Origin of the sequence: Luteipulveratus mongoliensis, assembly GCF_001190945.1 — a bacterium.
GTDB classification, from domain to species: domain Bacteria; phylum Actinomycetota; class Actinomycetes; order Actinomycetales; family Dermatophilaceae; genus Luteipulveratus; species Luteipulveratus mongoliensis.
In genome coordinates this window covers 2,488,104-2,511,670 of sequence record NZ_CP011112.1, presented here as the reverse complement: position 1 = coordinate 2,511,670, position 23,567 = coordinate 2,488,104, and the positions used below count along the sequence as shown (strand labels likewise).

Below are 23,567 nucleotides of genomic sequence, written 5' to 3'. Positions count from 1 at the left end.
AGCAGCAATCAAACGGCAGAAGGTTCGAGCGCCATGACGCTCGAACCTTCTGCCGGTACGCGTGTGTCAGCTCTCGATGTTGGCCATCACATGCTTGATGCGCGTGTAGTCCTCGAACCCGTACATCGACAGGTCCTTGCCGTAGCCACTGTGCTTGAAGCCACCGTGCGGCATCTCGGCGACCAGCGGGATGTGCGTGTTGATCCAGACGCAGCCGAAGTCCAGCGCCTTGGACACCCGCATCGCGCGGCCGAAGTCCTTGGTCCAGACCGAGGACGCGAGGCCGTACTCCACACCGTTGGCCCACGCGATGGCCTTGGCCTCGTCGTCGAACTTCTGCACGGTGATAACCGGGCCGAAGATCTCGTCCTGGACAGCCTCATCGTCCTGCTGGAGCCCCGACACCACAGTCGGCTCAAAGAAGAATCCGTCACCGAGTGACGTCACCCGGTTGCCGCCGGCCGAAACCGTTGCGTGCGAAGGCAACCGGTCGATGAAGCCAGTGACATGCGCGAGCTGGTTCTCGTTGTTGACCGGGCCGAAGAGCGCGTCGTCGTCATCAGGCATGCCGACCTTCGCCTCCTTCTTGGCGTACTCCGCGAGGGCGGCAACGAAGTCGTCGTGGATGCCCGGCGCCGCGAGCACGCGCGTCGCCGCTGTGCAGTCCTGACCCGCGTTGAAGTAGCCGGCGATCGCGATGCCCTCGATGGCAGCCTCGATGTCGGCGTCGTCGAAGACGATGACCGGAGCCTTGCCGCCTAGCTCGAGGTGGACCCGCTTGACGTCCTTGGCGGCCGCCTCGGCGACCTGCATGCCAGCACGGACCGAGCCCGTGATCGCGACCATCGCCGGCGTCTTGTGCTCGACGACCATGCGACCGGTGTCGCGGTCACCCGTGACGACGTTGAACGTGCCCGCCGGGAGGAACTCCGACGCGATCTCCGCCATCAGCAGGGTGGTCTCGGGCGTGGTGTCCGAGGGCTTGAGGACGACGGAGTTGCCCGCGGCCAGCGCCGGGGCGATCTTCCACATCGCCATCATCATCGGGTAGTTCCACGGCGTGACTTGGCCGATGACCCCGATCGGCTCACGCCGGATCCAGGAGGTGTGGCCCTTCATGTACTCCGCCGACGCCCGACCCTCAAGAACCCTTGCGGCGCCTGCAAAGAAGCGCAGCTGGTCAATCATCACCGGCACCTCTTCAGAGGCCGTGAGAGCGTGCGGCTTGCCGGTGTTCTCGGCCTCCAGCTTGATGAGGTCGTCCGAGCGCTTCTCGAGCGCGTCGGCGAACTTCAGCAACCCCTCCTGTCGCTCCCCGGGCGTGGTCTGACCCCACTCGGCGAACGCCTTGGCCGCGGAGGCGTACGCCGCATCCACGTCAGCCTGCGTGCTCACCGGCGCCTTGGCCACCACCTGTGCCGTGGACGGGTCGACGACATCGGTCGTCTCGTCGGTCTCCGGCGCGGCGTAGGCGCCATCGACGAAGTTCTTCAGCTGGCGGGGACTGCTCACTGCGCGCTCCTCAGCACTCGATGACATTGACAGCGAGACCGCCTCGAGCGGTCTCCTTGTACTTGATCGACATGTCGCGACCGGTGTCGCGCATGGTCTTGATGGCCTTGTCGAGACTGACCGTGTGCGCGCCAGTTCCGTTGAGCGACAAGCGTGCTGCGTTGATGGCCTTGACGCTCGCGATGGCGTTGCGCTCGATGCACGGGATCTGTACGAGGCCGCCCACCGGGTCGCAGGTCAGGCCGAGGTTGTGCTCGATCCCGATCTCGGCGGCGTTCTCGACCTGCGTCGGCGAGCCACCCATGACCTCGCACAGCGCACCGGACGCCATGGCGCAGGCGGACCCGACTTCTCCCTGGCAACCGACCTCGGCGCCGGAGATCGACGCGTTCTCCTTGAACAGGATGCCGATGGCCGCACCGGTCAGCAGGAACCGGACGATGCCGTCGTCATCGGCACCCTCGACGAAGTTGACGTAGTAGTGCAGGACGGCCGGCATGATGCCTGCCGCGCCATTGGTCGGCGCAGTCACGACCCGGCCGCCGGAAGCGTTCTCCTCGTTGACGGCGAGCGCATAGAGGTTGACCCAGTCCATGACCTTCAGCGGGTCGTCCTTGAGCTTGCCGCTCGTCAGGTCGCGATGCAGACCGGGTGCGCGACGCGGGACCTTGAGCCCGCCGGGCAGCGTGCCCTGGTGACGGAAGCCATTCTGGACGCACTCGGCCATCACGGACCAGAGATGGAGCATGCCCTCACGAATCTCTTTGTCACTGCGCCAGACTCGCTCGTTGGTCAGCATCACCTCGCTCACTGACATGTGCTCTCGCTCGCAGATCTCGAGCAGCTCGGCGCCAGTGGAGAAGTGCATCGGGAGCGGAGTGTGGTCCTGCACCACACGGTCGGCGCCGGTCGCGGACTCATCGACGACGAACCCTCCGCCGACCGAGTAGTAGCTGTGCTCGCGCACGAGGGCGCCAGAGCCGTCGTACGCATGGAACGTCATGCCGTTGGGGTGGGCGGGCAGCGACTTGCGTCGGTGCATGACGAGGTCCTCGTCGGGGTGGAACGCGACCTCGTGCGCGCCGCCGAGCAGGAGACGGTGCGTCGTACGAGCGTGCGCGGCCCGGTCGTCCGCGGTGTCGGTGTCGACGCCCTCGGGTGTCTCGCCCTCGAGTCCGAGGATGATCGCCTTGTCGGAGCCGTGGCCGTGACCGGTGGCACCCAGGGAGCCGAACAGCTCGGAGTGCACACGGGTCACCCGGGCGAGCTCACCGTCGGCCTTGAGCCCGTCCACGAACTGCTTGGCGGCACGCATCGGGCCAACGGTGTGCGAAGAGGACGGACCGATCCCGACGGAGTAGAGGTCGAAGGCACTGAGTGCCATCCGGGGACACCTTTCGTTGGCTCCAAGCGGGTCCGCGCGGCTCTGCGCGATCGCCTCGGTCAGCATAGATCGTCCCGGCGAGGCGCGACGGAATCCGTACAGAAAGACTTGATTTGCCACGGATCACACGCCACACTAGCCCTGTGACCGAGCAAACCCGCAGCCAGCCGCGGCCCGTGCTCGACGAGACGTCCAAGGCCATCATCGACCTGCTCCAGCAGGACGGGCGCATGCCGTACGCCACGATCGCGCGGGAGGTCGGCCTGTCCGAGGCCGCCGTGCGCCAACGGGTCCAGCGGTTGCTGGAGTCGGAGGTCGTGCAGATCGTCGCGGTCACCGACCCGGCCCAGGTCGGCTTCGAACGCCAGGCCCTGATCGGCCTGACCATCACCGGCGACACCGGGCCGGTCGCCGACCACATCAGCGAGTTCGACGAGGTGTCCTACGTCATCACGACGGCCGGACGCTACGACCTGCTCGTCGAGGTGGTCTGCGAGGACGACAGCCACCTGCTCGACGTGCTGCAGCGCCGCATCCGCAAGGTCAAAGGCGTCATGACGACCGAGACCTTCACCTACCTCAAGCTCAACAAGCAACGCTACGACTGGGGAACACGATGACCACGACACCCGACACCACCACTGCCCAGACCGGCGCCGGCACGACGCCACGCGGCACCGACCGCTACGACGCCGCGCGGGACCACCTGTGGGGTCACTTCAGCCGCCAGTCTGTCTACGAGCCCGTGGCCGAGGGCGGTGCGGGCGGCAAGATGCCGATCATCGTCAAGGGTGAGGGCGCCTACATCTGGGACGCCGAGGGCAACAAGTACCTCGACGGGCTGTCCGGTCTCTTCGTCGTCCAGGCCGGGCACGGCCGCGAGGAGCTCGCCGAGGCGGCCGCCAAGCAGGCGCGTGAGCTGGCGTTCTTCCCGATCTGGTCCTATGCGCACCCGTCGGCGATCGACCTGGCCGAGCGACTGGCGGCGTACGCCCCCGGTGACCTCAACCGGGTCTTCTTCACCACGGGTGGCGGCGAGGCTGTGGAGTCGGCCTGGAAGCTGGCGAAGCAGTACTTCAAGCTCACCGGCAAGCCAGGCAAGCACAAGGTGATCAGCCGAGCGATCGCCTACCACGGCACGCCCCAGGGTGCCCTCTCGATCACCGGCCTCCCGCCGCTGAAGGAGATGTTCGAGCCCCTGGTGCCAGGTGCGTTCAAGGTGCCCAACACCAACATCTACCGCGCCGATGAGTCGCTGCGCGATGACCCCAAGGCCTTCGGCCGGATGGCCGCGGACCGCATTGCCGAGGCCATCGAGTTCGAGGGTCCGGACACCGTGGCGGCCGTCTTCCTCGAGCCCGTGCAGAACGCCGGTGGCTGCTTCCCGCCCCCGCCCGGCTACTTCGAGCGGGTGCGCGAGATCTGCGACGAGTACGACGTGCTGCTCGTCTCCGATGAGGTCATCTGCGCGTTCGGCCGCATCGGTTCGATGTTCGCCTGTGACGACTTCGGCTACGTGCCGGACATCATCACCTGCGCCAAGGGTCTGACCTCGGGCTACTCCCCCATCGGCGCGATGATCGCCAGCGACCGGCTGTTCGAGCCGTACAAGCACGGCACGACGTCGTTCCCGCACGGCTACACCTTCGGCGGCCACCCGGTCTCGGCGGCTGTCGCGATGGCCAACCTCGACATCTTCGAGCGTGAGGGCCTCAACCAGCATGTGAAGGACAACGCTCCGAACTTCCGCGCGACGCTCGAGAAGCTGAACGACCTGCCGATCGTCGGTGACGTCCGCGGCGAGGGCTACTTCTACGGCATCGAGCTGGTCAAGGACAAGGAGACCCGCGAGACCTTCAACGAGGACGAGTCCGAGCGGATGCTGCGCGGCTTCTTGTCGAAGGCGCTGTTCGACGCCGGCCTCTACTGTCGCGCCGACGACCGTGGCGACCCCGTCGTCCAGCTCGCTCCCCCACTGATCGTGGGACAGACCGAGTTTGACGAGATCGAGCAGAAGCTGCGCGGCGTGCTCACCGAGGCGTGGTCGCTCCTCTAGATCAACCCAGCCCGTACGACTGCCGGTCGCCTTGCTCACGCGGGGCGGCCGGCCGTCGTCGTGAGCCCGATCGCCGGTTCGGAGAGCCCTACGGTGATGCGATGAACTGCGACGACTACCAAGATGCCGCGCTGCGCACGGCCCGCGCCAAGGACGCCCCGGACGAGTTCATGCACCTCGTTCTCGGGCTCGTCGGGGAGGCAGGCGAGATCGCCGAGAAGGTCAAGAAGCTGGTGCGCGACAAGAACAGCGACCTGGACCTGCTCGACCGCGATGACATGGCCGCCGAGCTCGGCGACGTTCTTTGGTACACCGCCGTCCTGGCGAACTTCCTCGACCTCTCCCTGAACGACGTCGCGCAACGCAACATCGACAAGCTCGCCGACCGCCAGCGCCGCGCGATCCTCGGTGGATCCGGTGACCATCGCTGAGCCGCGTGCGAGGTGAACGGCCACACCCGGACACGCACCATTCCCCTACGACACCGCGGCAAACGACCCGCTCGGAGTCGGCCCCGCAAACCTGAGCGTCCCCGGACCGGGTCGGAATGTCGGTGTCCGCCACCATGATCATGTCGTCAGGCATCCGGACAAGGAGCACCACCCCGTGAAGGTGTACGTCGCCGGACCGGTCGCCGATGCGGCCACGGTCCGAGCGGTCCAGTCCGAGGTGGTTGCGGCGGGACATGAGCTGACGTTGGACTGGACGTCCGATCTGTCCTTCAGCGAGAGCTTCGCGTCGATGCCGGACCGCTCGGCGCAGATGGCGCAGGACGAGATCTCGGCCGTCCTGAAGGCCGATGCAGTCCTGGTCATCGCTTCACAGCATGATGGCCGAGGGATGTTCGTCGAGCTCGGCGCCGCGCTCGCACGCGCCGAGGTCGGCACGCTCGACCACGTTGTCGTGGTCGGCCCGATCCAGCACGAGAGCGTCTTCTACTTCCATCCCAAGGTTCGTCGAGTCCAGACCGTCGGCGAATGGCTCGAGCAGGTCGGACTGGGTTCGCATGGTGCCGCGACGGACTGCGGGCCGCAGACGGTCGACAACACTCGCCGGTGAGTTCCGCTCGTAACGTTGAGAATTCGCTGTTTCCATCGATGATCCGAAATGGCCGAGCCGAGAGAATCGGTTCGGAGCCCGGTGCAGATGGACTGCATACCGAGCGTCGACAAGGCACTCATGGCCCGCCCGTAACCTGCCCGCCGGTGACCTGCCCGCCACTGCCCTGTCGGTGGCCCGTGCGAGAGTGATGCGGGCGCACCGCCGGCCCAACTCGAGCGGGGCCAAGAATCCCCAAACACATTGCTATTGCTCGCAATTCACTGTTGACCAGGCAACGGCATCTCACTAGGCTTCGAACATACATCCGATCCGGGAGGTGATTCGATGGGCCACACGCCGTCCGCTGAAGATGACGCGTCCATGCCCGCGTCGAGTCACCTGCCTGCGCACGTCTCGACGTGGTTGCGCACGATCGCGCTCGGCGGCGGTGACCACTCGCCCGTTGATGATCCTGAGGCTGTGCGCTCTCGCGCCGCTGAGGTGGTTGCGGCCAGCAGGTGTCTGCAGGCATGGGCCGAGTCGGTCGAGGTCAAAGCCGTCAGTCTGCTGCTCGAAGGGGTCGAGACAGACATGTCGCTGGACCTCGGTCAGCAGGAGTCGCGATCGACACGACGCACACGGCTGGGCCTTGCACGAACCGCCGCGGCGACCGAGCTGCAGCTGCTGAGCGGTCTGCCTCTGACCCAGTGTCGCGAGCGGATCGGCTTCGCCGGTGCAGTGGGCGATCGCACTGAAGGACTCCAACGACGCATGGCAGAGGGCGAGCTGTCGTGGTGGCGCGCAAGCATCCTGTTCAAGGAGACACGCCACCTGCCCTCACCTGTCGCGAGCAAGGTCATCGATCGCGTGCTGCGGCCAGTCGCCGGTGACGATCGAACTCCGTTGTCTCATCAGACTTTCCGGCGTCGCCTCAGCAGACAGATCACGTTGGCCGAGTCCGCGTCCGAGGTGGCCGCACGCCGGCGCAAGGAAGCCGTCGACCAGCGCGACGTGCGCACCAGTCCGGGCGCTCACGGCGTCGCGCAGCTGGAGATCACCGCCTCGGCCGAGCGGACCTACGCCGCACAGCAACGTGTGACGGCGCTGGCTCGCACAGCCCGCGCCGCCGGTGACCCACGCACCCTGGCGCAGCTGCGCTCCGACATCGCCACCGACCTGCTCGTCCATGGGCAGGTCGCGGGCGATGCAGTCCTGGGCAAGGCGCCCCAGGCACACGTCCACGTCATCGCGCACCTGGCGTCGCTGATGGCGACCAACCACGGCGCTGTCAGCGTCCGGCCGCCGAAGCCATCGTCGGGCCGAGTCGTGGCCGTTTCACCAGCCATTGGGCAGGGCATCGGCGAGGTCCCTGGGCACGGGTTCCTCACGGCCGATCAGGTTCGCGAGCTGGCGTTTGCCGAGGGCAGCATCTGGCGAAGACTGGTCACCGATCCCTTGACCGGCGCGGTGATCGATGCGGCGAGCACCTACCGACCCACTGCCGCGATGCGCCAGCACGTGCAGGCGCGAGACCAACGGTGCCGGGCACCCGGATGCGAGCACCCGGCGATGGAGTGCGATATCGACCACAACGTCAGCTGGCGGCCGGATACCGAGTCTCCTGGGCAAGGCGCGACGCATGTCACCAACCTGCGCGCACTACATCGGGCGCACCACATCGCCAAGACGCGGCGCTGGTGGACCTCGCAGCAGCACGACGACGGCGCAGTCACCTGGAGCACCCTGAGCGGACAGCAGATCACCACCCGTCCCGCGGACCATCACGAGGTTGCCGACCTCGAGGCGATCGAGTGCTCACGCATGGAGGCCGCGTTGGACGCCCTGCTAGAGCACGACCAGGACATCCCACCGGTCACGCCGGTGATGGCCGCGATCCTGCAGCGCCGTCATGCATCACCAGAAGCGCGCCAATCGCTATCAGCACCAACGATGTTCGAGCCGCGGCCACTCATCGTCGAGGTCACTCACGAGCCGGGCCCACCCGACCCGCCACCGTTCTGAGTAGCAACCACTCGACGCACTCCTCAGCACTGACGACGGTCCCGGTGCTGAGGACTGGCCACTCGACGCGTCCCTCAGATGAGTGGACGGCCCGACGACATAGCAAAGGCAGGGAGATGAATCTCCCTGCCACTACCAAGATATAGCGCATCAGGGGGCTTGCGGCAAGACCCCGGTGGTGCCCCAGAATCAGCGGCTCGGAGCCAGAGCGGCTGCAGAGATGGGGAGCTCAAGACATGCGAATCTTGTTGTCGACATGGGGTTCACGCGGGGACGTCGAGCCACTTGCAGGACTGGCGACGGCGTTGCAGGAGCTGGGCGCCGAGGCCCTGGTGGCCGCGCCACCGGACGAGGAGTTCGCGACCTTGCTGGCGCGGGCGGGCGTACCTCACGTGCCGCTCGGCCCGACGGTGCACTCGATCGTCGCCGGCCCCAAGCCGCCGACGGGCAAGGACGCGTTCCGGCTGGCGCCCGAGCTGGTCGCAGCGCGGTTCACCACGCTGATGCCGGTCGCCGAGGAGTGCGATGCCGTCCTGGCCACCGGTCTGATGCCGGCCGGCGTACGCGATGTGGCCGAGAAGGTCGGAATTCCTTACGTGCTCGCCTGCTTCCACACCCTCGGCCTGCCCTCCCAGCACTTCCCTCCGGGGCGACGACCGGGCACGCCGTCACCGGAGGGCGAGACCGACAACCGGGTGCTCTGGAAGCAGGACGCCGAGCGGGTCAACGACCTGTACGGCCCAGCCCTCAACAGCCACCGGGAGGCGCTCGGTCTGCCACCGGTGGACAACGTCCGCGACCACGTCTTCACCGATCACCCGTGGCTGGCGGCGGACGCGACGCTGTGGCCATCGCAGGGGAAGACTGACCTCGAGCTCATCCAGACCGGAGCATGGATCCTGCCCGACAAACGTCCACTCCCGAACGAGCTGGAGGCGTTCCTGGACTCGGGCGCACCGCCGGTCTACGTGGGCTTCGGCAGCATGGCGGCCTACGCGCCGGAGGGCATTGCGGACGTGGCCGTCAAGGTCAGCCGAGCGCAGGGTCGCAGTCTCGTCCTGGCCCGCGGCTGGGCGGACCTGGCCCCGCCCGACGATGCGGACGACTGCTTCGTCGTGGGCGACGTCAACCAGCAGGCGCTGTTCGGCCGATGCGCGGCCGTCGTGCACCACGGAGGTGCGGGTACGACCACGACGGCAGCCCGGGCCGGCGTGCCCCAGGTGGTCGTGCCCCGGATCGCGGATCAGCCCTCCTGGGCGCGCCGGGTGGCCGAGCTCGGCATCGGCGCAGCTCACCTCGAGCCGACACCGACCGTCGACTCCCTGTCCGAGGCACTCCAGACCGCCCTGACACCCGAGACCCAAGGCCGTGCAAGCGTCTTGGCAGGGGCCGTCCGCGCCGACGGGGCGACCGTGGCCGCACAGCTGCTGCTCGACGCGGCAGCCCAGGGCAAGGCGCCCATCTCTGGGTGACCCACAATGGCGCCCATGGGTGCCGCTCGCTTCGTGATTCGCCGCGCCGACCTTGCGGATGAGGAGACGCTCGACCGCGCCGGTCAGATCGCCGGCGAGTCCTACGTGGACGGCGGCCACATCGCTGCCGACGCCGCCTACGTCACGCACCTGACTGACGCCACGGTTCGCGCGCGTGATGCAGAGCTCTGGGTCGCCCAGGACCCGGAGTCGGAGGCCGTCCTCGGATCAGTGGCCTTCGTGGCGCCCGGGTCGCGGCTCGCCGAGCTCGCGAAGGAGCGCGAGGGCGAGTTTCGGATGCTGACCGTCGATGCCGCCGCCCGCGGCCGAGGCGTCGGCGAGGCGCTCGTACGTCATTGCCTGGCTCGTGCACGCGAGCTCGACCTGGCGGCCCTGGTCTTGTCGACCCAGCCCAGCATGCGTTCCGCGCACCGGATCTATGAGCGACTCGGGTTCACCCGCACGCCCGCTCGCGACTGGTCACCGGTGGCGGGCGTGCACCTGCTGACCTACCGCCTCGAGCTCTGAGTCACTGCAGGAGATCCGTCAGCGGCACAGCCGGGTCCGCGAGTCGCTTCGGGTCGACCGCCTTGCCCGAGCGGATCAGCGCCTTCACGTCATCGACCACGTCCCAGACGTTGACGTTCATTCCGGCCAGCACCCGACCGTCACGCAGCCAGAACGCGATGAACTCCCGAGCCTTCAGGTCACCGCGCACCACGACCTCGTCGTCGGGAGAGGCGAGTCCGACGTACTCCATGCCGAGGTCGTACTGATCGGTGAAGAAGTAGGGCAGGTCGTCGTACGCCGCGTCCTTGCCGAGCATGGCCGCGGCGACGGCAGCCGGGTGGTTCAGCGCGTTGGCCCAGTGCTCGACCCGGATCCTGGCGGGGAACGACGGGTGAGCAAAGCGGGCGACGTCACCGACGGCATAGACGTCCTGGTCGCTGGTCCGGCCGTGCTCGTCCGTGATGATGCCGTCGTCGACGTCGATCCCGGCAGCCTCCGCCAGACCGACGCGGGGGACTGCGCCGATCCCGACGACGACCACATCGGCGGGCAGCACGGTGCCGTCCGCAAGGCGTACGCCACTGACTCGCCCCTCCCCCTCGAACGCCTCGACGCTGACGCCGGTGCGCAGGTCCACCCCGTGCTCGCGATGCAGATCGGCGAAGACCTGCGCGATCGTCGGACCGAGCACGCGCACCAACGGCAGCTCCAGGGTTTCCAGCACCGTGACCTCGGCGCCTGCCTCGCGCGCAGCGGCGGCGGTCTCCAGGCCGATCCAGCCACCGCCCACGATCACCACTCGCGCACCCTCGGTGAACGCCGCGCGGAGCCTGTCGCTGTCCTCCACCGTGCGCAGGTAGAGCACGCCGTCCAGGTCGGCTCCGGGCAGTGACAGGTGTCGCGGCTCAGCGCCGGTCGCGACGAGCGCGAGATCGTACGCGATGGTCTCGCCGCCGTCGAGCACGACCTGATGGCCCTTGGTGTCGAGCTCGGTCACGGTCGCGCCGAGCCGCAGGTCGACCTGGTGCTCGTCATACCAGGACTGGGGATGGACCGTCGCGTCGTCCAGGCCCTCACCGGTCTGCAGGTAGCCCTTCGACAACGGCGGCCGTTCGTACGGCAGTCGCTGCTCCGCGGTCAGCAGCACGAGCCGTCCCTCGAAGCCTTCGTCGCGCACGGCCTCGACCGCCTTCGCGCCCGCAAGCCCGCCACCGACCACTGCAATCGTGCGCTCATCACTCATGGCCTCAGCCTTGGGCGCCGGACAGCGCGGCGCAAGAGCGACGGACCCCTACTCTGGAGTACATGAGCCCAGCCAGCGCCGCCCGACCCGCCCGTGACCTGGATGTCGTCCTGTACGGCGCCACCGGCTTCGTGGGCAAGCTCACCGCCCGCCACCTCGCCAAGGCCGCCCCGGAAGGCACCCGCATCGGACTCGCCGGCCGAACGCAGGCCAAGCTCGAGCAGGTCCGCGCCGAGCTGGGAGAACGAGCGGCCGACTGGCCGATCGTGATCGCCGACGCCTCCGACGGGGCCTCCCTCGCCGCCCTGGCCGAGCGGGCGCACGTCGTCATCACCACAGTCGGCCCCTACGCGTCGTACGGCCTGCCCCTGGTCGAGGCGTGCGCGCGAGCCGGCACCGACTACGTCGACCTCACCGGCGAGGTGCTGTTCATCCGCAAGTCGATCGACCTGGCCCAGGACCTCGCCGCGGCGAGTGGCGCACGCATCGTGCACAGCTGCGGCTTCGACACGGTGCCCTCCGACCTCGCGGTGATGCTGGTCGCCAAGAAGGCTCAGGCGGACGGCGCCGGCGAGCTCACCGACACCACGCTCTACGCCACGCTCAAGGGCGGCTTCAGCGGCGGCACCATCGCCTCGGCGGTCCAGCAGCTCGACGAGGTCCGCGCCGACAAGGCCGCTCGCAAGATCGCGGTCGACAAGTTCGCGCTGAGCCCTGACCGCGGCTCCGAGCCGAAGGGCGAGTGGAAGGACTCCGCTGCGGTCCGTTACAGCGACGAGGTGAAGTCGTGGACCACGCCGTTCGTGATGGCGATGTTCAACACCCGCCTCGTCCGCCGCAGCAACGCCCTCCTCGGGCACGCCTACGGCAAGGGCTTCCGCTACCGCGAGGTCATGCGCGCCGGTGACGGCAAGGCCGGCCGGGCCAAGGCGTACGCCATCGCCGGCGGCCTCGGAGCCGGCTTCGCCGCGCTCAACCTGCCGTTCCTGCGGCCGGTGACCAACCGCGTCCTGCCGTCCCCTGGTCAGGGGCCGAGCCCGAAGGCGCAAGCCGAGGGCTTCTTCAAGATGGAGGTCCGAACGATCACGACGGACGGCTCGCACTACCGCAGCATCGTTGCGGCGCAAGGAGATCCGGGCTACGCGGCCACTGCGGTCATGCTCGGCGAGAGCGCGCTGTGCCTCGCTCTCGAGCGCGACCGCTGCCCCTTGCCTGCCGGCGTCACCGGCGGCGTCCTCACCCCCGCCACCGCTCTCGGCGACGTGCTGGTCGAGCGGCTCAAGGCGCAAGAGTTCATCTGCACCGCTGACCGTCTCTGACCACGCAGCACCATGGCGATCGAGATCCGGCCCGCGACCACGTTTGTCGATGTCGCAGCGGTCCTGGGTCCCAAGAGACCCGACGCCAACGTCTGCTGGTGCCTCAGCCACCGCATCCCATCGCGGCTGAACCGCGAGCTTGCCGGGACCGCTCGTGGCACCTACGTCGAAGGGCTGTGCCGGATCGAGCCTGGGCCTGGCGTCCTCGCCTACGACGGGGACGAGGTCGTCGGATGGGCTGCAGTCGCACCTCGCAGTGAGACTGCGTTCGCGACCAGCAGGAAGATACCCCGGATCGATGACCAGGCCGTGTGGTCTGTGTGGTGCGTCCGAGTCCGACCCGGTCACCGCAAGCAAGGACTCGCTCACCATCTGATCGAGGGCGCGGTCGAGTTCGCTCGCCACCACGGCGCTCCCGCAGCCGAGGCATACCCCGTCGACAACGACGGCGAGCACGTCGACCTGACGATGGCGTACGTCCGCACGCGAAGCATGTTCGAGCACGCCGGGTTCACGATGGCAGGGCCGACCGACTCGGTCATCAACGGGTTCCCGCGAGTCCTCATGCGACTCGACCTGCGGTGAGCCCAAACCGGACAGCATCTGTCCGCCGGCGCACCTAGCCTCGGGCTATGACTTCTCTCGCTGACGTCGGCCGGATGCGGCTGGTCGCCCAACGACTCGTCGCCTCCGATATGCCCGACGTCACCTCGGTCGTCCGCTGGATGACGTGCATGCAGGCTCAGGACCTACCCGCTGCGCGGATCGCCATGGCCAAGCGTGCGGGCACCCGTTCGCTGGCCGATGTCGACGCGACGCTGGACTCAGGCGCCGTCGTACGCACCTGGCCGATGCGTGGCACGTTGCACGTCCTGCTCGCCGAGGACGTTCGCTGGATGACCGATCTGACCCGCGAGCGGCAGAACCGCCAGGCGAGAAGGACGCACGAGGAGCTCGGCATCACGGATGCGGTGTACGAGCGAGCGGAGGGCGCGGCACGCACTGCACTGGCGGGTGACGGCTTGCTGCGCAACGAGCTGCTGGACGTCTGGCGTGCCGCTGGGCTCGACGTGGAGGGTCAGCGCGGCTATCACGTGATCGGCCTGCTGGCGACGCGCGGGGTCATCTGTCAGGGCGCGATGACCGGCAAGCAGCAACGGCTCGTGCTCATCGACGAGTGGGTCCCGCAGGCGCGAGAGCTCGAGCGTGACGAGGCCATCGTCGAGTGGGCGACGCGTTACTTCCGCAGCCATGGACCGGCCACGCTCAAGGATTTCCTGTGGTGGACCAAGCTGCTGGCGTCGGAGGTCAAACCGCTGATGCCGACGATCATGGAGTCGCTGGAGTGCGTGACCGTTGATGGCACGGACTACTTCATGGATCCCGAGACGCCAGAACGCTATTCGCGGCACAAAGCCGCGACGGCCAAGCCCATGCTGCTGTCTGCATTCGACGAGCTGCTGCTGGGCTACACCGACCGCTCGGCCAATCTCCTGCCGCAGGACTTCGAGCTCGTCGTGCCAGGCAAGAACGGCGTCTTCTTTCCGACGGTCGCGCATCGCGGTCGCATCGTGGCGACCTGGAAGCGTCCTGCCAAGCCTGGCGCAACCGTTGCGGTTGAACCGTTCTCGACGCTCGACCCGGTGGTCGACCGCGCCCTTCCACGTCTGAGCAGAGCGCTCCCCCAGTGAAATGCCGCGCGTGGCGACCGAGTGGTGAGTAGCGTCACCGAGCATGGCCGACACCGAGCAGATCGTGGAGCACGTGCAGGATCTCGTTGCACGTACGGTGCTCGGTCGCCGAGTCGTCGTGGTGTGCGCTGTCCTGGCCGGTGCGACGACCCGTGTCGAGGCGCTACGGCAGCAGGGCGCAGGCGAGATCCTCGTGATCGGGCTGAGTGTCGGCACCGGTGAGCGGCCGGGTGGAGATGGCGTGACGTGCGTGGAGTGCGACAGCCCACCCATCCGATCCGTCGCCGATGAGATCGCGGTCTGGCAGGCGTACGTCGACAAGCCTCCGCCCGAGGCGCTCGACGCGCTCACCATCTTCGACCCCGCCCATGAGGCCGCCGTCCTGTGCCTGCTCCCGGTCACCCTTGAGTCGTACGCCGGCCGCGAGACCTGGGGTGGCCGCCCTCCGGCGTTCACCGCCCTCGAGGACAAGACGCTCTCGGAGCAGATCTGGCGCGACTCCGACGTGCCGCACAGCCCGGAAGTCGTCGTACCGGTTGATCGAGAAGCGTTGCACGACAGCGCTTCTCGGCTCGACAAGGGCCAAGGCACGGTGTGGTCCGCAGACGCATCCGATGGGATGAACGGCGGCTCGGACCGCGTCTTCTGGGTGCGCGACGACCAAGGCGCGCGGGCGGCGTACGACAACCTCCGTCTCTACGCCAAGCGAGCCCGGCTCATGCCGTTCCTCCAAGGCGTGCCGTGCAGCATCCACGGACTGGTGCTGCCCGACGGCGTCGTGGTGCTGCGGCCGGTCGAGCTGCTCGTGCTTCGTCGCCCCGGCAGTCTCAAGTTCGTGTACGCCGGGATCTCGACTGCGTGGGACCCGCGCCCGGACGACCGTGAGGCCATGCGCGAAGTCGCCCGCCGGGTGGGGACCTACCTCGCGCGAGAGCACGACTACCGAGGCGCATTTGGGATCGACGGCGTCCTGACGGCCGACGGGTTCCGGCCGCACGAGCTCAACCCACGCTTCTCCGGCGGGATCAGCGCGATCGGCAAGGGGTTGCCCGACCTGCCGCTCAACCGCGTCCACGATCTGGCGCTGCGCGGTGTGGACCTCGGTGTGACCGCGCCGGACCTCGAGGACGTGCTGCTCCAGGCGGCTGACGCGAGTCGATTCGGGTCGGCCTACCTCGTCTCGCACGACGTGAATCCGACTGAGACCACACAGATCGACGTGTCAGGCAGCGCGCACCAGCTGTCGGTGACGTTCGAGCCCGAGCACGCGGTCGGCACCCTCGAGCTCGGCCCGCATCTGGCCGGTGGCCTGATCCGTTATCAGCCCAAGGAGCTGGCACCCGGGACACGCCTGGCGCCCTGGGGCGTCGCGGCGCTCGCGCTCGCCGACCAGCTCTGGGACACGCGCATCGGCCACCTGGCGACCGCACCCGACGTACGACGGTGACCCGGTTACGCTGCCGACCGTGACGATGACCAGGCGTCGATTCAACCGATGGTTCCTCGACGCCGAGCAGGCCGATCCGGGCGGCTACTACGAGGGCGAGAAGGAAGCCGAGAGCCAGCATCACGTGCAGCCGTGGTGGCGCGTCATGTGTCTCACCGGTGTCGACTACTTCTCCACGCTCGGCTACCAGCCCGGCATCGCTGCCCTCGCTGCCGGTGCCGTCGCCCCGGTCGCGACCCTCGTGCTGGTGCTCATCACGTTGTTCGGGGCGCTGCCGATGTACCGCCGGGTCGCCACCGAGAGCCCGCGCGGAGATGGCAGCCTGTCGATGCTGGAGCGTCTGCTGTCCTACTGGCAGAGCAAGATCCTGGTGCTCGCGCTGATCGGCTTCGTCGCGACCGGCTTCATCATCACGATCACCCTGTCCGCTGCCGATGCCAGCGCCCACATGGTCGAGAACCCGTTCATGCACGACACCCTGAGCGGTCAGCAGGTCCCGGTGACACTCGGACTCATCGCGCTGCTCGCGGCGGTGTTCCTGAAGGGCTTCAAAGAGGCCATCGGCGTCGCGGTCGTGCTCGTCGTGCTCTACCTCGGACTGAGTGCGGTCGTCATCGGCGACGGCCTGATCGAGGTGCTCACGCACCCGGACAGATTCGACGGCTGGGTCGATGCCATGAAGGCCGAGCACACCCTGCCGCTCGGCGTCATCGGCGCGGCTTTGCTGGTCTTCCCCGCCCTCGCCCTGGGCCTGTCCGGATTCGAGACCGGCGTCGTTGTGATGCCGCTCGTCAAGGGCGACCCGAGCGACACCCCGGCACAACCCCTCGGCCGTATACGCAACGCCAAGAAGCTGCTCACGACAGCTGCGCTCATCATGAGCGTGCTGCTCATCAGCTCATCGCTGGTGACCACCTTGCTCATCCCGGAGGACGAGTTCGAACAGGGCGGTGGGGCCAACGGCCGCGCCCTGGCGTTCCTCGCCCACGAGCGGCTCGGGGAGACGTTCGGCACGGCGTACGACGTCGCGACCATCGGGATCCTCTGGTTCGCCGGCGCGTCCGCGATGGCCGGCCTGCTCAACATCGTGCCGCGCTACCTACCGCGCTATGGGATGGCGCCCGACTGGGCCCGCTCGACCCGGCCGCTCGTGGTCGTCCTGACCGTCGTCGCCGCCCTCGTGACGATCTTCTTCAAGGCCGACGTCGATGACCAGGCGGGCGCGTACGCCACCGGTGTCCTGGCGCTGATGACGTCGGCGGCCGTGGCCGTCTTCCTGACCGAGCTGCGTCGGGGCCACCGCCGCAACGCGGTGCTGTTCTGCGTCGTCAGCGTGGTCTTCATCTACACGACGGTCGTGACGATCGCCAAGGAGCCCGAGGGCCTGCTGATCGCGTTGCTGTTCATCGCGGCCATCGTCGTGCTCAGTGTGACCTCGCGGGTCCGCCGCAGCACCGAGCTGCGGGTCCAGCGAGTTGTCTTCGACGAGGAGTCCGAGAACCTGCTCGCCGATGCACTCAAGGGTCCGCAGCCAGTGCGCTTCATCGCCAACAAGCTCGACGCGGGCGATGAGGACGAATACATCGAGAAGTCGCTCGAGGTCCGCCTCGACAACCACCTCTCCGAGGGCGAGGACGCGATCTTCCTCGAGGTAGAGGTCACGGACGCCAGCGACTTCATCTCGCCGGTGACGGTGACCTCCACGCGGATCGGCAAGCACCGCATCCTGCGCGCCACCGGCACGAGCATCCCCAACGTGCTGGCCGCCGTGCTCCTGTACGTCCGTGACCGGGCCGAGGTGCCGCCGCACGCCTACTTCGAGTGGAGCGAGTCCGGCCCGGGCCAGAATGCGCTGCGCTTCCTGCTGGCGGGCGAGGGAGACGTACCCCCACTGACCCACGAGGTGCTGCGCCGGGCCGAGCCGGACGAGGCGCGTCGCCCTCAGGTCCACGTCGGCGGTTAGGTATCTTTTGGTCTGTTCGTGGCGCGAGCGCCGACATAGCATCGCGAGCATGACTCGGTTGTTTGCTCCTCGTCGGACCGCAGGACTGGTCACGATGCTGCTCGCGGTCGTGAGCACCGTTGCGCTTGCACCAGGTTCGGCCGCGGAGTCGCCGCCGGCCCGACCGCAGGTCGCTTACCTCAACCACACCTACTCGGTGTTCGACCAGGCGACGGCCGACGCCATCGAGCACTCGACCTACCTGCCGAAGTTCGGCGTGTTCCAGGTCCGCACCACCTCCTCGGGTGAGACGAGCTGGACCGGGCGATACCTGATGGGCCGGGAGACCTACCTGGAGATGTTCGGCCCCAACGACCTCGCGCCGCCCGACAACGTGATCGGCATGACCGGCCTGGCCGTCGCCACCGAACGGCGCGGCAAGATCAACACGGTCCAGGAGCGGCTCACCGCTTCCGGCAACGCACCGACACGGGCCGTGCAGACCAAGGTGTTCGGCGACGACGTGGTGCCGTGGTTCGACTACGTGTTCACCACCGCGGACTACGACGGCTACTTCACGTGGGCCATGGAGTATCTCCCGAGCTACCTGGACGATCCGCGAGCCAAGGCCGAGCCCGGCACCGACCCGGACGATGTGCGCGGAGCGCGAGTGCTGTCCGACGACTACAAGAAGCGGCTGATGCGCGACGTCACCGGTGTCGAGATCGGCGTCACCGCGCGCGACCTGACTCCAGCCCGAACCATGTTGCAGGCCGCGGGCTATGTCGTGGTCGACAGCCCGCAGGGCTTCGTCGCTCGGGGCCGCGGCACCACGCTGCGCTACGTCACGACCGACCGCGCCCACGCCGGGTGGCGCCGCATCGACTTCGCGTTGAACCGTCCGGTCGCCTACCGGCACGTCGAGACGATCGGACACTCACAGCTCGTGGTCGGTCCCGGCACGAAGGCCACCTGGACCTTCGACCACTGACCGACGCGGCTCAGCCGAGAGCCTCGCCGAGCTCGTCGGTCCGCTCACGCAACCAGGTCGTACGACGCTCGATCACGTCTCCCACGCCTTCGTCCCACATGCGCTGCCAGCCGCCGCCCTGCGTCTGCGCACGCCAGCGCATGAGGAACCAGGCGCGTTCGTTCATCCGAATAATCAGCTCTGGCAGGCGATCTCGCTCGGCAAGCCCGTAGGCGTCGACGATGAGCCGAACCCGTCGCATGGCGTCGACCTCACTCAGCGCCGACTCCCGGTCATCAGGCGGCATCAGGGGTGCCCACCAGAGCAGGACATTGACGACCTCCTCCTCCCGCGCTGCGGGCCGGAGCATGTCGAAGTCGATGAGCGCGTGTGCCTGCCCGGATCGGAACACGACGTTTTCGGGTGTTACGTCCTGGTGTCCGATCAGGTTCTGCGGCAACGGAATTCGAGGCGGACATCCGTCCGGCTCAGGACGCTGAGTGTGTCCGATGAGGTCATCGGGCACGCCGAACGGCTCCATCGCGTCGTCGAACGCCCTGACCAGCTTTGCCACCGAGATGATCCGCGCCTCGTCGGCGACCCAGCCGGGCCACGGGCGAACCGCGACCTCGCCGTCAACGAACGTGAGGGTCTCCCGGCCCTTGCCATCGATCCCGAAGAATCGCGGAGCGCCCGAGAAGCGCACGTTCTCAAGGTGATTCAGCACCGCGTGGACGAGCGGCGAATGAGGACCGAGCGGCCGGCGTACGGTGTCGTCGACCCGCACGACACCCTCGGTGACGTCCCCTCCGGGCAGTGGTACCTCGGTCATCGACGGCTCCCCCATGTCCAGTCCGGTGTGGTCAGCATGCCCTGGCCCTCGACGGCTGTCTCGCCCAGGTCCTTCGACAGTCGCAACGCTCGAGCCGATGTGCCGAGTCCGGTCGGCGCACCGTCGTCGTCGATGATCCCGAGTGCCTCGATGAGTGCCTGGGAGTGGGAGACGACGAGCACTTGCGTGTAGGTCGCCGCCTCCTTGATCAGCCGCGCCAGGGGGCCGAGCAGCGCCGGGTGCAACGACGTCTCGGGCTCGTTGAGCACCATGAGCGGTGGCGGCGAGATGGTCAGCAGTGCGGCGACCCACAGGAGGTAGCGCAGGGTGCCGTCGGAGAGCTCGGCCACGGACAGCGGTCGGAGCATCCCGGGCTGGTGCAGCTGCACCTCGAATCGGCCGTCGATGACGGCGACGTCCAACCGCGCGCCCTCGAACGCGTCAGCGACGGCCTCATCGAGCCCAGACTGGCCGTTCTCGCGGATCGTCTGCAGCGCGGCCGCCAGGTCGTGGCCGTCGTCGGCCAGCACGGGAGTGCGGGTGCCGACCTGCAGCTGGCGGGCCGGGGCATCAGCGTCGCTGCGGAAGCCGTCGTAGAAGCGCCAGCCGCGCATCATCCGGCGGACGGCGAGCAGCTCGGGCGCCTGCTGCGGGTCGGCCAGCTCGGTGATCATGCTGTCCCACGGCGCAACGCCTCGCGACAGCTCACGCCAGCCGCGCCCGTCGCGGGTCTCGACCACCGACCAGCGCCGGCGTACGAGCACTGAGCCTGGTCGCATCACGGGGCCGCTCCACACGACCTCCCGCTTGATCTCCGGGTCTCGCAGAAACGCCGACTCGTAGCCCGGCGCCTGAACGGGAAGGCCCAGATCGATCAGGTAGCCGAAGTCGTCCGAGGCGAACCCGAGCTGGAGACTGATCGGCCCCTTGCGCTTTGTGCCCTGGACCTCGTGGCCGCGCTTGCGAGCGCCGTCGAGCGAGGCCGGTCCTGCCCACAGGGCCGAGGTCAGACCTCCCTCGCGGGCCAGCGACCCGATGACCTCACCGCGGCTGCACCCGGCCAGCAGGCGCAGCGCGCGGTAAAGGCTGGACTTGCCGCTGCCGTTGGGACCGGTCACCACGTCCAAGCCGTGCAGCGGCACGACCACGTCACGCAGAGACCGGTATCCGGAGACGGCAACGGTCGTCAGCATGGGCTCAACCTAAAGCCCGGGTCCGACGAGACGACGATGCCGGACCGAGGGAGCCTGCGACGACGCCGGACCGAGGGAGCCTGCGACGTCGGCCGGAGGAGGAGTCTCGTCCAGAAGACTCAGGTGACGATCAGGCGGCGCAGTTGTCCCAGAGCGCCAGGTCCGCGCGGACCTTCTTGGCGACCAGGCCACAGCCGATCTGGTCGGTGCCCAGGTCGCGAGCGGTCCAGCCCTTCGACGTCTTGTGCAGCAGCACCTGGGCGGGGTCGACGTCGCTGTTCTTGGGCTGGATCAGCGCCGAGGCCCAGGTCGGGTTGACCGTGGACACCTTGATCTGGCTCACCACGATCCCGGTGGGCGGCACCTCACCGAGCAGCGGGCTGCGCTCGATGGCGCGCACGATCGCGGCCTTGGTGGCCGCATTCGGCGTGGTCGACGCCGGCGTCTTGGCCATGACGACGTACGAGGTCGCGGCCTTCGGCGCGGACGTGGCCGCCGAACCCGTGTCGGCCATGGACAGCATGCCTGCGCCAACGGCGGCGGTGAGGGCAATGGTCGTGACAAGACGCTTCATTGGTCGTGCTCCTTCTGCGGCCTTTCGACCGCGGTCCCCGAGTGATGCCGACATCTCCGTCGGCACCCGGTCAGACGTGCGAGGTGCGAAAGAGGTTGGATACGACAGTGATCGCGTCACCGGACCGTGATGAAGTGTCCACCAGGCAAGATGTCGCCATGCCGAGCACCGAGATAGAGACTCTTGATGCCCTGAACGAGGTACTGGAGTCAGGGCGCTCATTGCAGGGCCTGCGCCTGCAGGGACTGGACCTCACCGGACCCGAAGGCGCCCTCCTCCTCGCGGGCCACGCACACGGACTGGTCGTGCTCGGCGGCAAGCTCACTCCCGAGCTGGAGCACGAGCTGCGTCTCCAGGGCGCCACCATCTTTCCGACCGACCCGTCGGCGCCGATCGACCCCTATCGCGCGCGGCTCTACGACCCGACCGAGCTGTACGCCGGTCTCCTCACCGAGGGGTACGCCGCCACTCCCGACGCGCGCGCGTACGCCTGGTCGCGCGATGCCCACCTCACGCGGGACGCCTTCGTCACACTGCTGCGCGCGATCCATGACCACTCGATGAGGGACTCGCTCGACGAGCTCATCGAGGGACGTCAGGTCGTCGGCGTGATGGGCGGTCACGCCGTCGAGCGCGGCAGCACGGCATACGCCCAGGCGGCCCAGCTAGGCCACGCCCTGGCCGACCGCGGTCTGCTCGTCGCCACCGGTGGCGGTCCGGGCGCGATGGAGGCCACCAACCTCGGCGCGATGTGCCTGACCGAGGCCGCGCTGGCGGACTCACTCAACCGGCTGGCGGCCGTCCCGTCGTTCCGGCCCTCGATCGAGGCGTGGGCGCGGTTGGCCTGGGACGTGCGCCGCGACCACGCGGCAGATGGTCCGGCACGCAGCGTCGGCGTACCGACCTGGTTCTACGGGCACGAGCCGCCCAACCTCTTCGCGACCGCGGTGGCCAAGTTCTTCTCCAACGCGCTGCGCGAGGACATCCTGCTGGCCCGTTGTGATGCCGGTGTGCTGGTCCTGCCTGGTGCGGCTGGCACGGTGCAGGAGATCTTCCAGGTCGTCACGCGGCTGTACTACGCGCAGGACGAGGCCACGGCACCACCGCTCGTGCTGGTCGGGCGCGAGCACTGGACGCAGCAGGTGCCGGTCTGGGACCTGCTCGTCGCGCTGGCCAAGGGTCGGCCGATGGCCGACTCGATCCACCTGGTCGACGGGCCCCGAGCAGCCCTTGAGCTGGTCGGGACCCGCTGAGCAGACGGGCGCGATCGATCAGGGAAGGGCGAGGTAGTCCGCCGCCATCCAACCGGTGACCCTGGTGCCGCCGTTGTTGCCGTAGCCGTACATCCAGTAGTGGCCGCCCGCGCTCTTGCCCGACGAGCAGATGTGCACCGTGGTGCCGCGGTAGAGCAGACCAACGACGGTGGATCCGTTGGGAGCGTTGCGGACGCGCAACGCGGACGCCGTCACGGTGCTGGTGGAGTTGATCGTGCACGAGGCCAGGGTCGCGCTCGATGGTGCGGCCGACGCGGTACTCGTGGCCGCAAACGTGAGGCCGGCGCCGAGCACGCAAGCCGCAGCGATAGTGCGCTTCATGTCGATGTCCTTAAAACGGAGGGGCTTGGGATGAGGACAACCATCCAGAGGGCCTCTACGAGATCCCTACACACTCGCTACATTTCCTGCCGGCCCTTGGTCTCGATACGCCTCCGCTAGCTGCGCTCGGCAGCCGCCATCGTCGTACCGAGGCCGATCATCATGAGGCCGCCGGTCGCACCGAGCGTGTCCAGCCGCTTCGGCTTGCGCGCGAACCAGTCCCGAGCCTTGCTCGCACCCAGCGCCCAGATGGTGTCGGACATGATCGCGACCCCACAGAACACCAGGCCCATGAGCATGATCTGCAGACCGCTGTGACCCGCGGAGGAGTTGATGAACTGCGGCAGGAAGGCGACGAAGAAGACGACGGTCTTGGGGTTGGTCGCGCCCACGACGACACCCGTCCAGACCGACCGCGACCCCGATCGGTGCGTGGCGGCCCCATCGTCCTGCTGCTCCATCGCCGCCCGTGCGTCACTGCGGTGCCGGATGGCCTGGATGCCCAGCCACACGACGTACGCCGCGCCCGCGAGCTTGAGGACGGAGTAGACCGTGGCGCTCGCCGCGACCACCGCGCCGAGGCCGACCGCCACCGCGATGATCTGGACCTGGAGGCCGAGCGCGTTGCCGAGCACGGACAGCAGCGCGTCACGCCGACCGACGGTGAGGGCGCGACCGATCGTGAAGAGCAGGCTCGGTCCCGGGACCTGGATGAACAGGATCGTGGCCACGACGAAGGCGAGCCACTGGCTGGAGCTGGGCAT

Annotated in this window: 22 protein-coding genes; 14 read left to right on the top strand and 8 right to left on the bottom strand. The window is 68.2% G+C overall.

The genetic code is table 11. From position 1 onward, the window contains the following. Positions 1-66 precede the first annotated feature (66 nt). Together VV02_RS12020 and VV02_RS12015 are read right to left on the bottom strand one after the other, a co-directional pair. Positions 67-1,539 (bottom strand): gamma-aminobutyraldehyde dehydrogenase, encoded by a 1,473-nt coding sequence (locus VV02_RS12020; protein ID WP_052591769.1) that lies wholly within the window; start codon positions 1,537-1,539, stop codon positions 67-69. Beyond that, entirely contained in the window at positions 1,523-2,896 is a 1,374-nt protein-coding gene (locus tag VV02_RS12015) for an L-serine ammonia-lyase (RefSeq protein ID WP_052591768.1), read from the bottom strand. Before VV02_RS12015 ends, VV02_RS12020 begins: the two co-directional genes overlap by 17 nt. 143 nt (positions 2,897-3,039) lie before the next feature. Between VV02_RS12015 and VV02_RS12010 the strand changes: the two genes are divergently transcribed. From VV02_RS12010 to VV02_RS11980, 7 genes are all read left to right on the top strand, one after another. Further along, a complete protein-coding gene (locus VV02_RS12010) occupies positions 3,040-3,516 on the top strand; it encodes an Lrp/AsnC family transcriptional regulator (protein ID WP_245633060.1) in 477 nt (158 codons plus the stop codon). Beyond that, positions 3,513-4,952, top strand: a complete 1,440-nt coding sequence (locus tag VV02_RS12005; RefSeq protein ID WP_052591767.1) for an aspartate aminotransferase family protein — start codon at positions 3,513-3,515, stop codon at positions 4,950-4,952. The genes VV02_RS12010 and VV02_RS12005 overlap by 4 nt, the downstream gene beginning before the upstream one ends. A 101-nt stretch (positions 4,953-5,053) precedes the next feature. Then, positions 5,054-5,383 (top strand): nucleoside triphosphate pyrophosphohydrolase family protein, encoded by a 330-nt coding sequence (locus VV02_RS12000; protein WP_052591766.1) that lies wholly within the window; start codon positions 5,054-5,056, stop codon positions 5,381-5,383. A 175-nt stretch (positions 5,384-5,558) separates the two neighbouring features. After that, positions 5,559-6,011, top strand: a complete 453-nt coding sequence (locus tag VV02_RS11995; RefSeq protein WP_052591765.1) for a hypothetical protein — start codon at positions 5,559-5,561, stop codon at positions 6,009-6,011. Positions 6,012-6,374: 363 nt separating this feature from the next. Further along, the gene (locus tag VV02_RS11990) at positions 6,375-8,015 is read left to right on the top strand and encodes an HNH endonuclease signature motif containing protein (RefSeq protein ID WP_157063386.1); all 1,641 of its coding nucleotides are present in this window, start codon (positions 6,375-6,377) and stop codon (positions 8,013-8,015) included. A gap of 236 nt (positions 8,016-8,251) precedes the next feature. After that, positions 8,252-9,487, top strand: a complete 1,236-nt coding sequence (locus VV02_RS11985; RefSeq protein ID WP_052591763.1) for a glycosyltransferase — start codon at positions 8,252-8,254, stop codon at positions 9,485-9,487. A 15-nt stretch (positions 9,488-9,502) separates the two neighbouring features. Continuing rightward, complete coding sequence (locus VV02_RS11980; protein WP_052596898.1) at positions 9,503-10,015, top strand: GNAT family N-acetyltransferase; 513 nt, start codon at positions 9,503-9,505, stop codon at positions 10,013-10,015. Position 10,016: 1 nt separating this feature from the next. Here VV02_RS11980 and VV02_RS11975 read toward each other — a convergent pair whose 3' ends face one another. Beyond that, entirely contained in the window at positions 10,017-11,240 is a 1,224-nt protein-coding gene (locus VV02_RS11975; protein WP_052591762.1) for an NAD(P)/FAD-dependent oxidoreductase, read from the bottom strand. A gap of 62 nt (positions 11,241-11,302) precedes the next feature. On the opposite strand from VV02_RS11975, the gene VV02_RS11970 reads away from it, so the two are divergent. From VV02_RS11970 to VV02_RS11945, 6 genes are read left to right on the top strand one after another with little or no spacing between them, the layout of a single operon-like run. Further along, positions 11,303-12,559, top strand: coding sequence for a saccharopine dehydrogenase family protein (locus tag VV02_RS11970; RefSeq protein ID WP_052591761.1), 1,257 nt, complete (start codon positions 11,303-11,305; stop codon positions 12,557-12,559). Positions 12,560-12,571: 12 nt separating this feature from the next. Beyond that, the gene (locus VV02_RS11965) at positions 12,572-13,144 is read left to right on the top strand and encodes a GNAT family N-acetyltransferase (protein ID WP_052591760.1); all 573 of its coding nucleotides are present in this window, start codon (positions 12,572-12,574) and stop codon (positions 13,142-13,144) included. Positions 13,145-13,191: 47 nt separating this feature from the next. Then, positions 13,192-14,250, top strand: a complete 1,059-nt coding sequence (locus tag VV02_RS11960; RefSeq protein WP_083450104.1) for a winged helix DNA-binding domain-containing protein — start codon at positions 13,192-13,194, stop codon at positions 14,248-14,250. Positions 14,251-14,293: 43 nt separating this feature from the next. Then, on the top strand, positions 14,294-15,697 hold the full coding sequence (locus VV02_RS11955; protein ID WP_052591758.1) for a hypothetical protein: 1,404 nt from the start codon (positions 14,294-14,296) through the stop codon (positions 15,695-15,697). A 25-nt stretch (positions 15,698-15,722) separates the two neighbouring features. Next, positions 15,723-17,660 carry an APC family permease gene (locus tag VV02_RS11950; protein ID WP_052591757.1) on the top strand — a complete coding sequence of 646 codons (1,938 nt, stop codon included), beginning with the start codon at positions 15,723-15,725 and terminating at the stop codon, positions 17,658-17,660. 49 nt (positions 17,661-17,709) lie between these two features. Further along, complete coding sequence (locus tag VV02_RS11945) at positions 17,710-18,630, top strand: DUF5829 family protein (RefSeq protein WP_052591756.1); 921 nt, start codon at positions 17,710-17,712, stop codon at positions 18,628-18,630. A 10-nt stretch (positions 18,631-18,640) separates the two neighbouring features. On the opposite strand, the gene VV02_RS11940 is transcribed toward VV02_RS11945, so the two are convergent. The 3 genes from VV02_RS11940 to VV02_RS11930 form a co-directional block, all read right to left on the bottom strand. Continuing rightward, a complete protein-coding gene (locus tag VV02_RS11940; RefSeq protein ID WP_218917402.1) occupies positions 18,641-19,441 on the bottom strand; it encodes a phosphotransferase in 801 nt (266 codons plus the stop codon). After that, complete coding sequence (locus VV02_RS11935; RefSeq protein ID WP_052591754.1) at positions 19,438-20,634, bottom strand: AAA family ATPase; 1,197 nt, start codon at positions 20,632-20,634, stop codon at positions 19,438-19,440. Before VV02_RS11935 ends, VV02_RS11940 begins: the two co-directional genes overlap by 4 nt. A gap of 130 nt (positions 20,635-20,764) precedes the next feature. Next, positions 20,765-21,208 (bottom strand): hypothetical protein, encoded by a 444-nt coding sequence (locus tag VV02_RS11930; RefSeq protein WP_052591753.1) that lies wholly within the window; start codon positions 21,206-21,208, stop codon positions 20,765-20,767. A 158-nt stretch (positions 21,209-21,366) separates the two neighbouring features. Here VV02_RS11930 and VV02_RS11925 point away from each other — a divergent pair, with 158 nt between their 5' ends. Then, positions 21,367-22,461 carry an LOG family protein gene (locus VV02_RS11925; protein WP_052596896.1) on the top strand — a complete coding sequence of 365 codons (1,095 nt, stop codon included), beginning with the start codon at positions 21,367-21,369 and terminating at the stop codon, positions 22,459-22,461. Positions 22,462-22,479: 18 nt separating this feature from the next. Here the strand turns inward: VV02_RS11925 and VV02_RS11920 are convergent, their stop codons facing one another. Both VV02_RS11920 and VV02_RS11915 read right to left on the bottom strand, forming a co-directional pair. Next, complete coding sequence (locus tag VV02_RS11920) at positions 22,480-22,803, bottom strand: SH3 domain-containing protein (RefSeq protein WP_052591752.1); 324 nt, start codon at positions 22,801-22,803, stop codon at positions 22,480-22,482. A gap of 116 nt (positions 22,804-22,919) precedes the next feature. Continuing rightward, complete coding sequence (locus VV02_RS11915; protein WP_052591751.1) at positions 22,920-23,567, bottom strand: LysE family translocator; 648 nt, start codon at positions 23,565-23,567, stop codon at positions 22,920-22,922.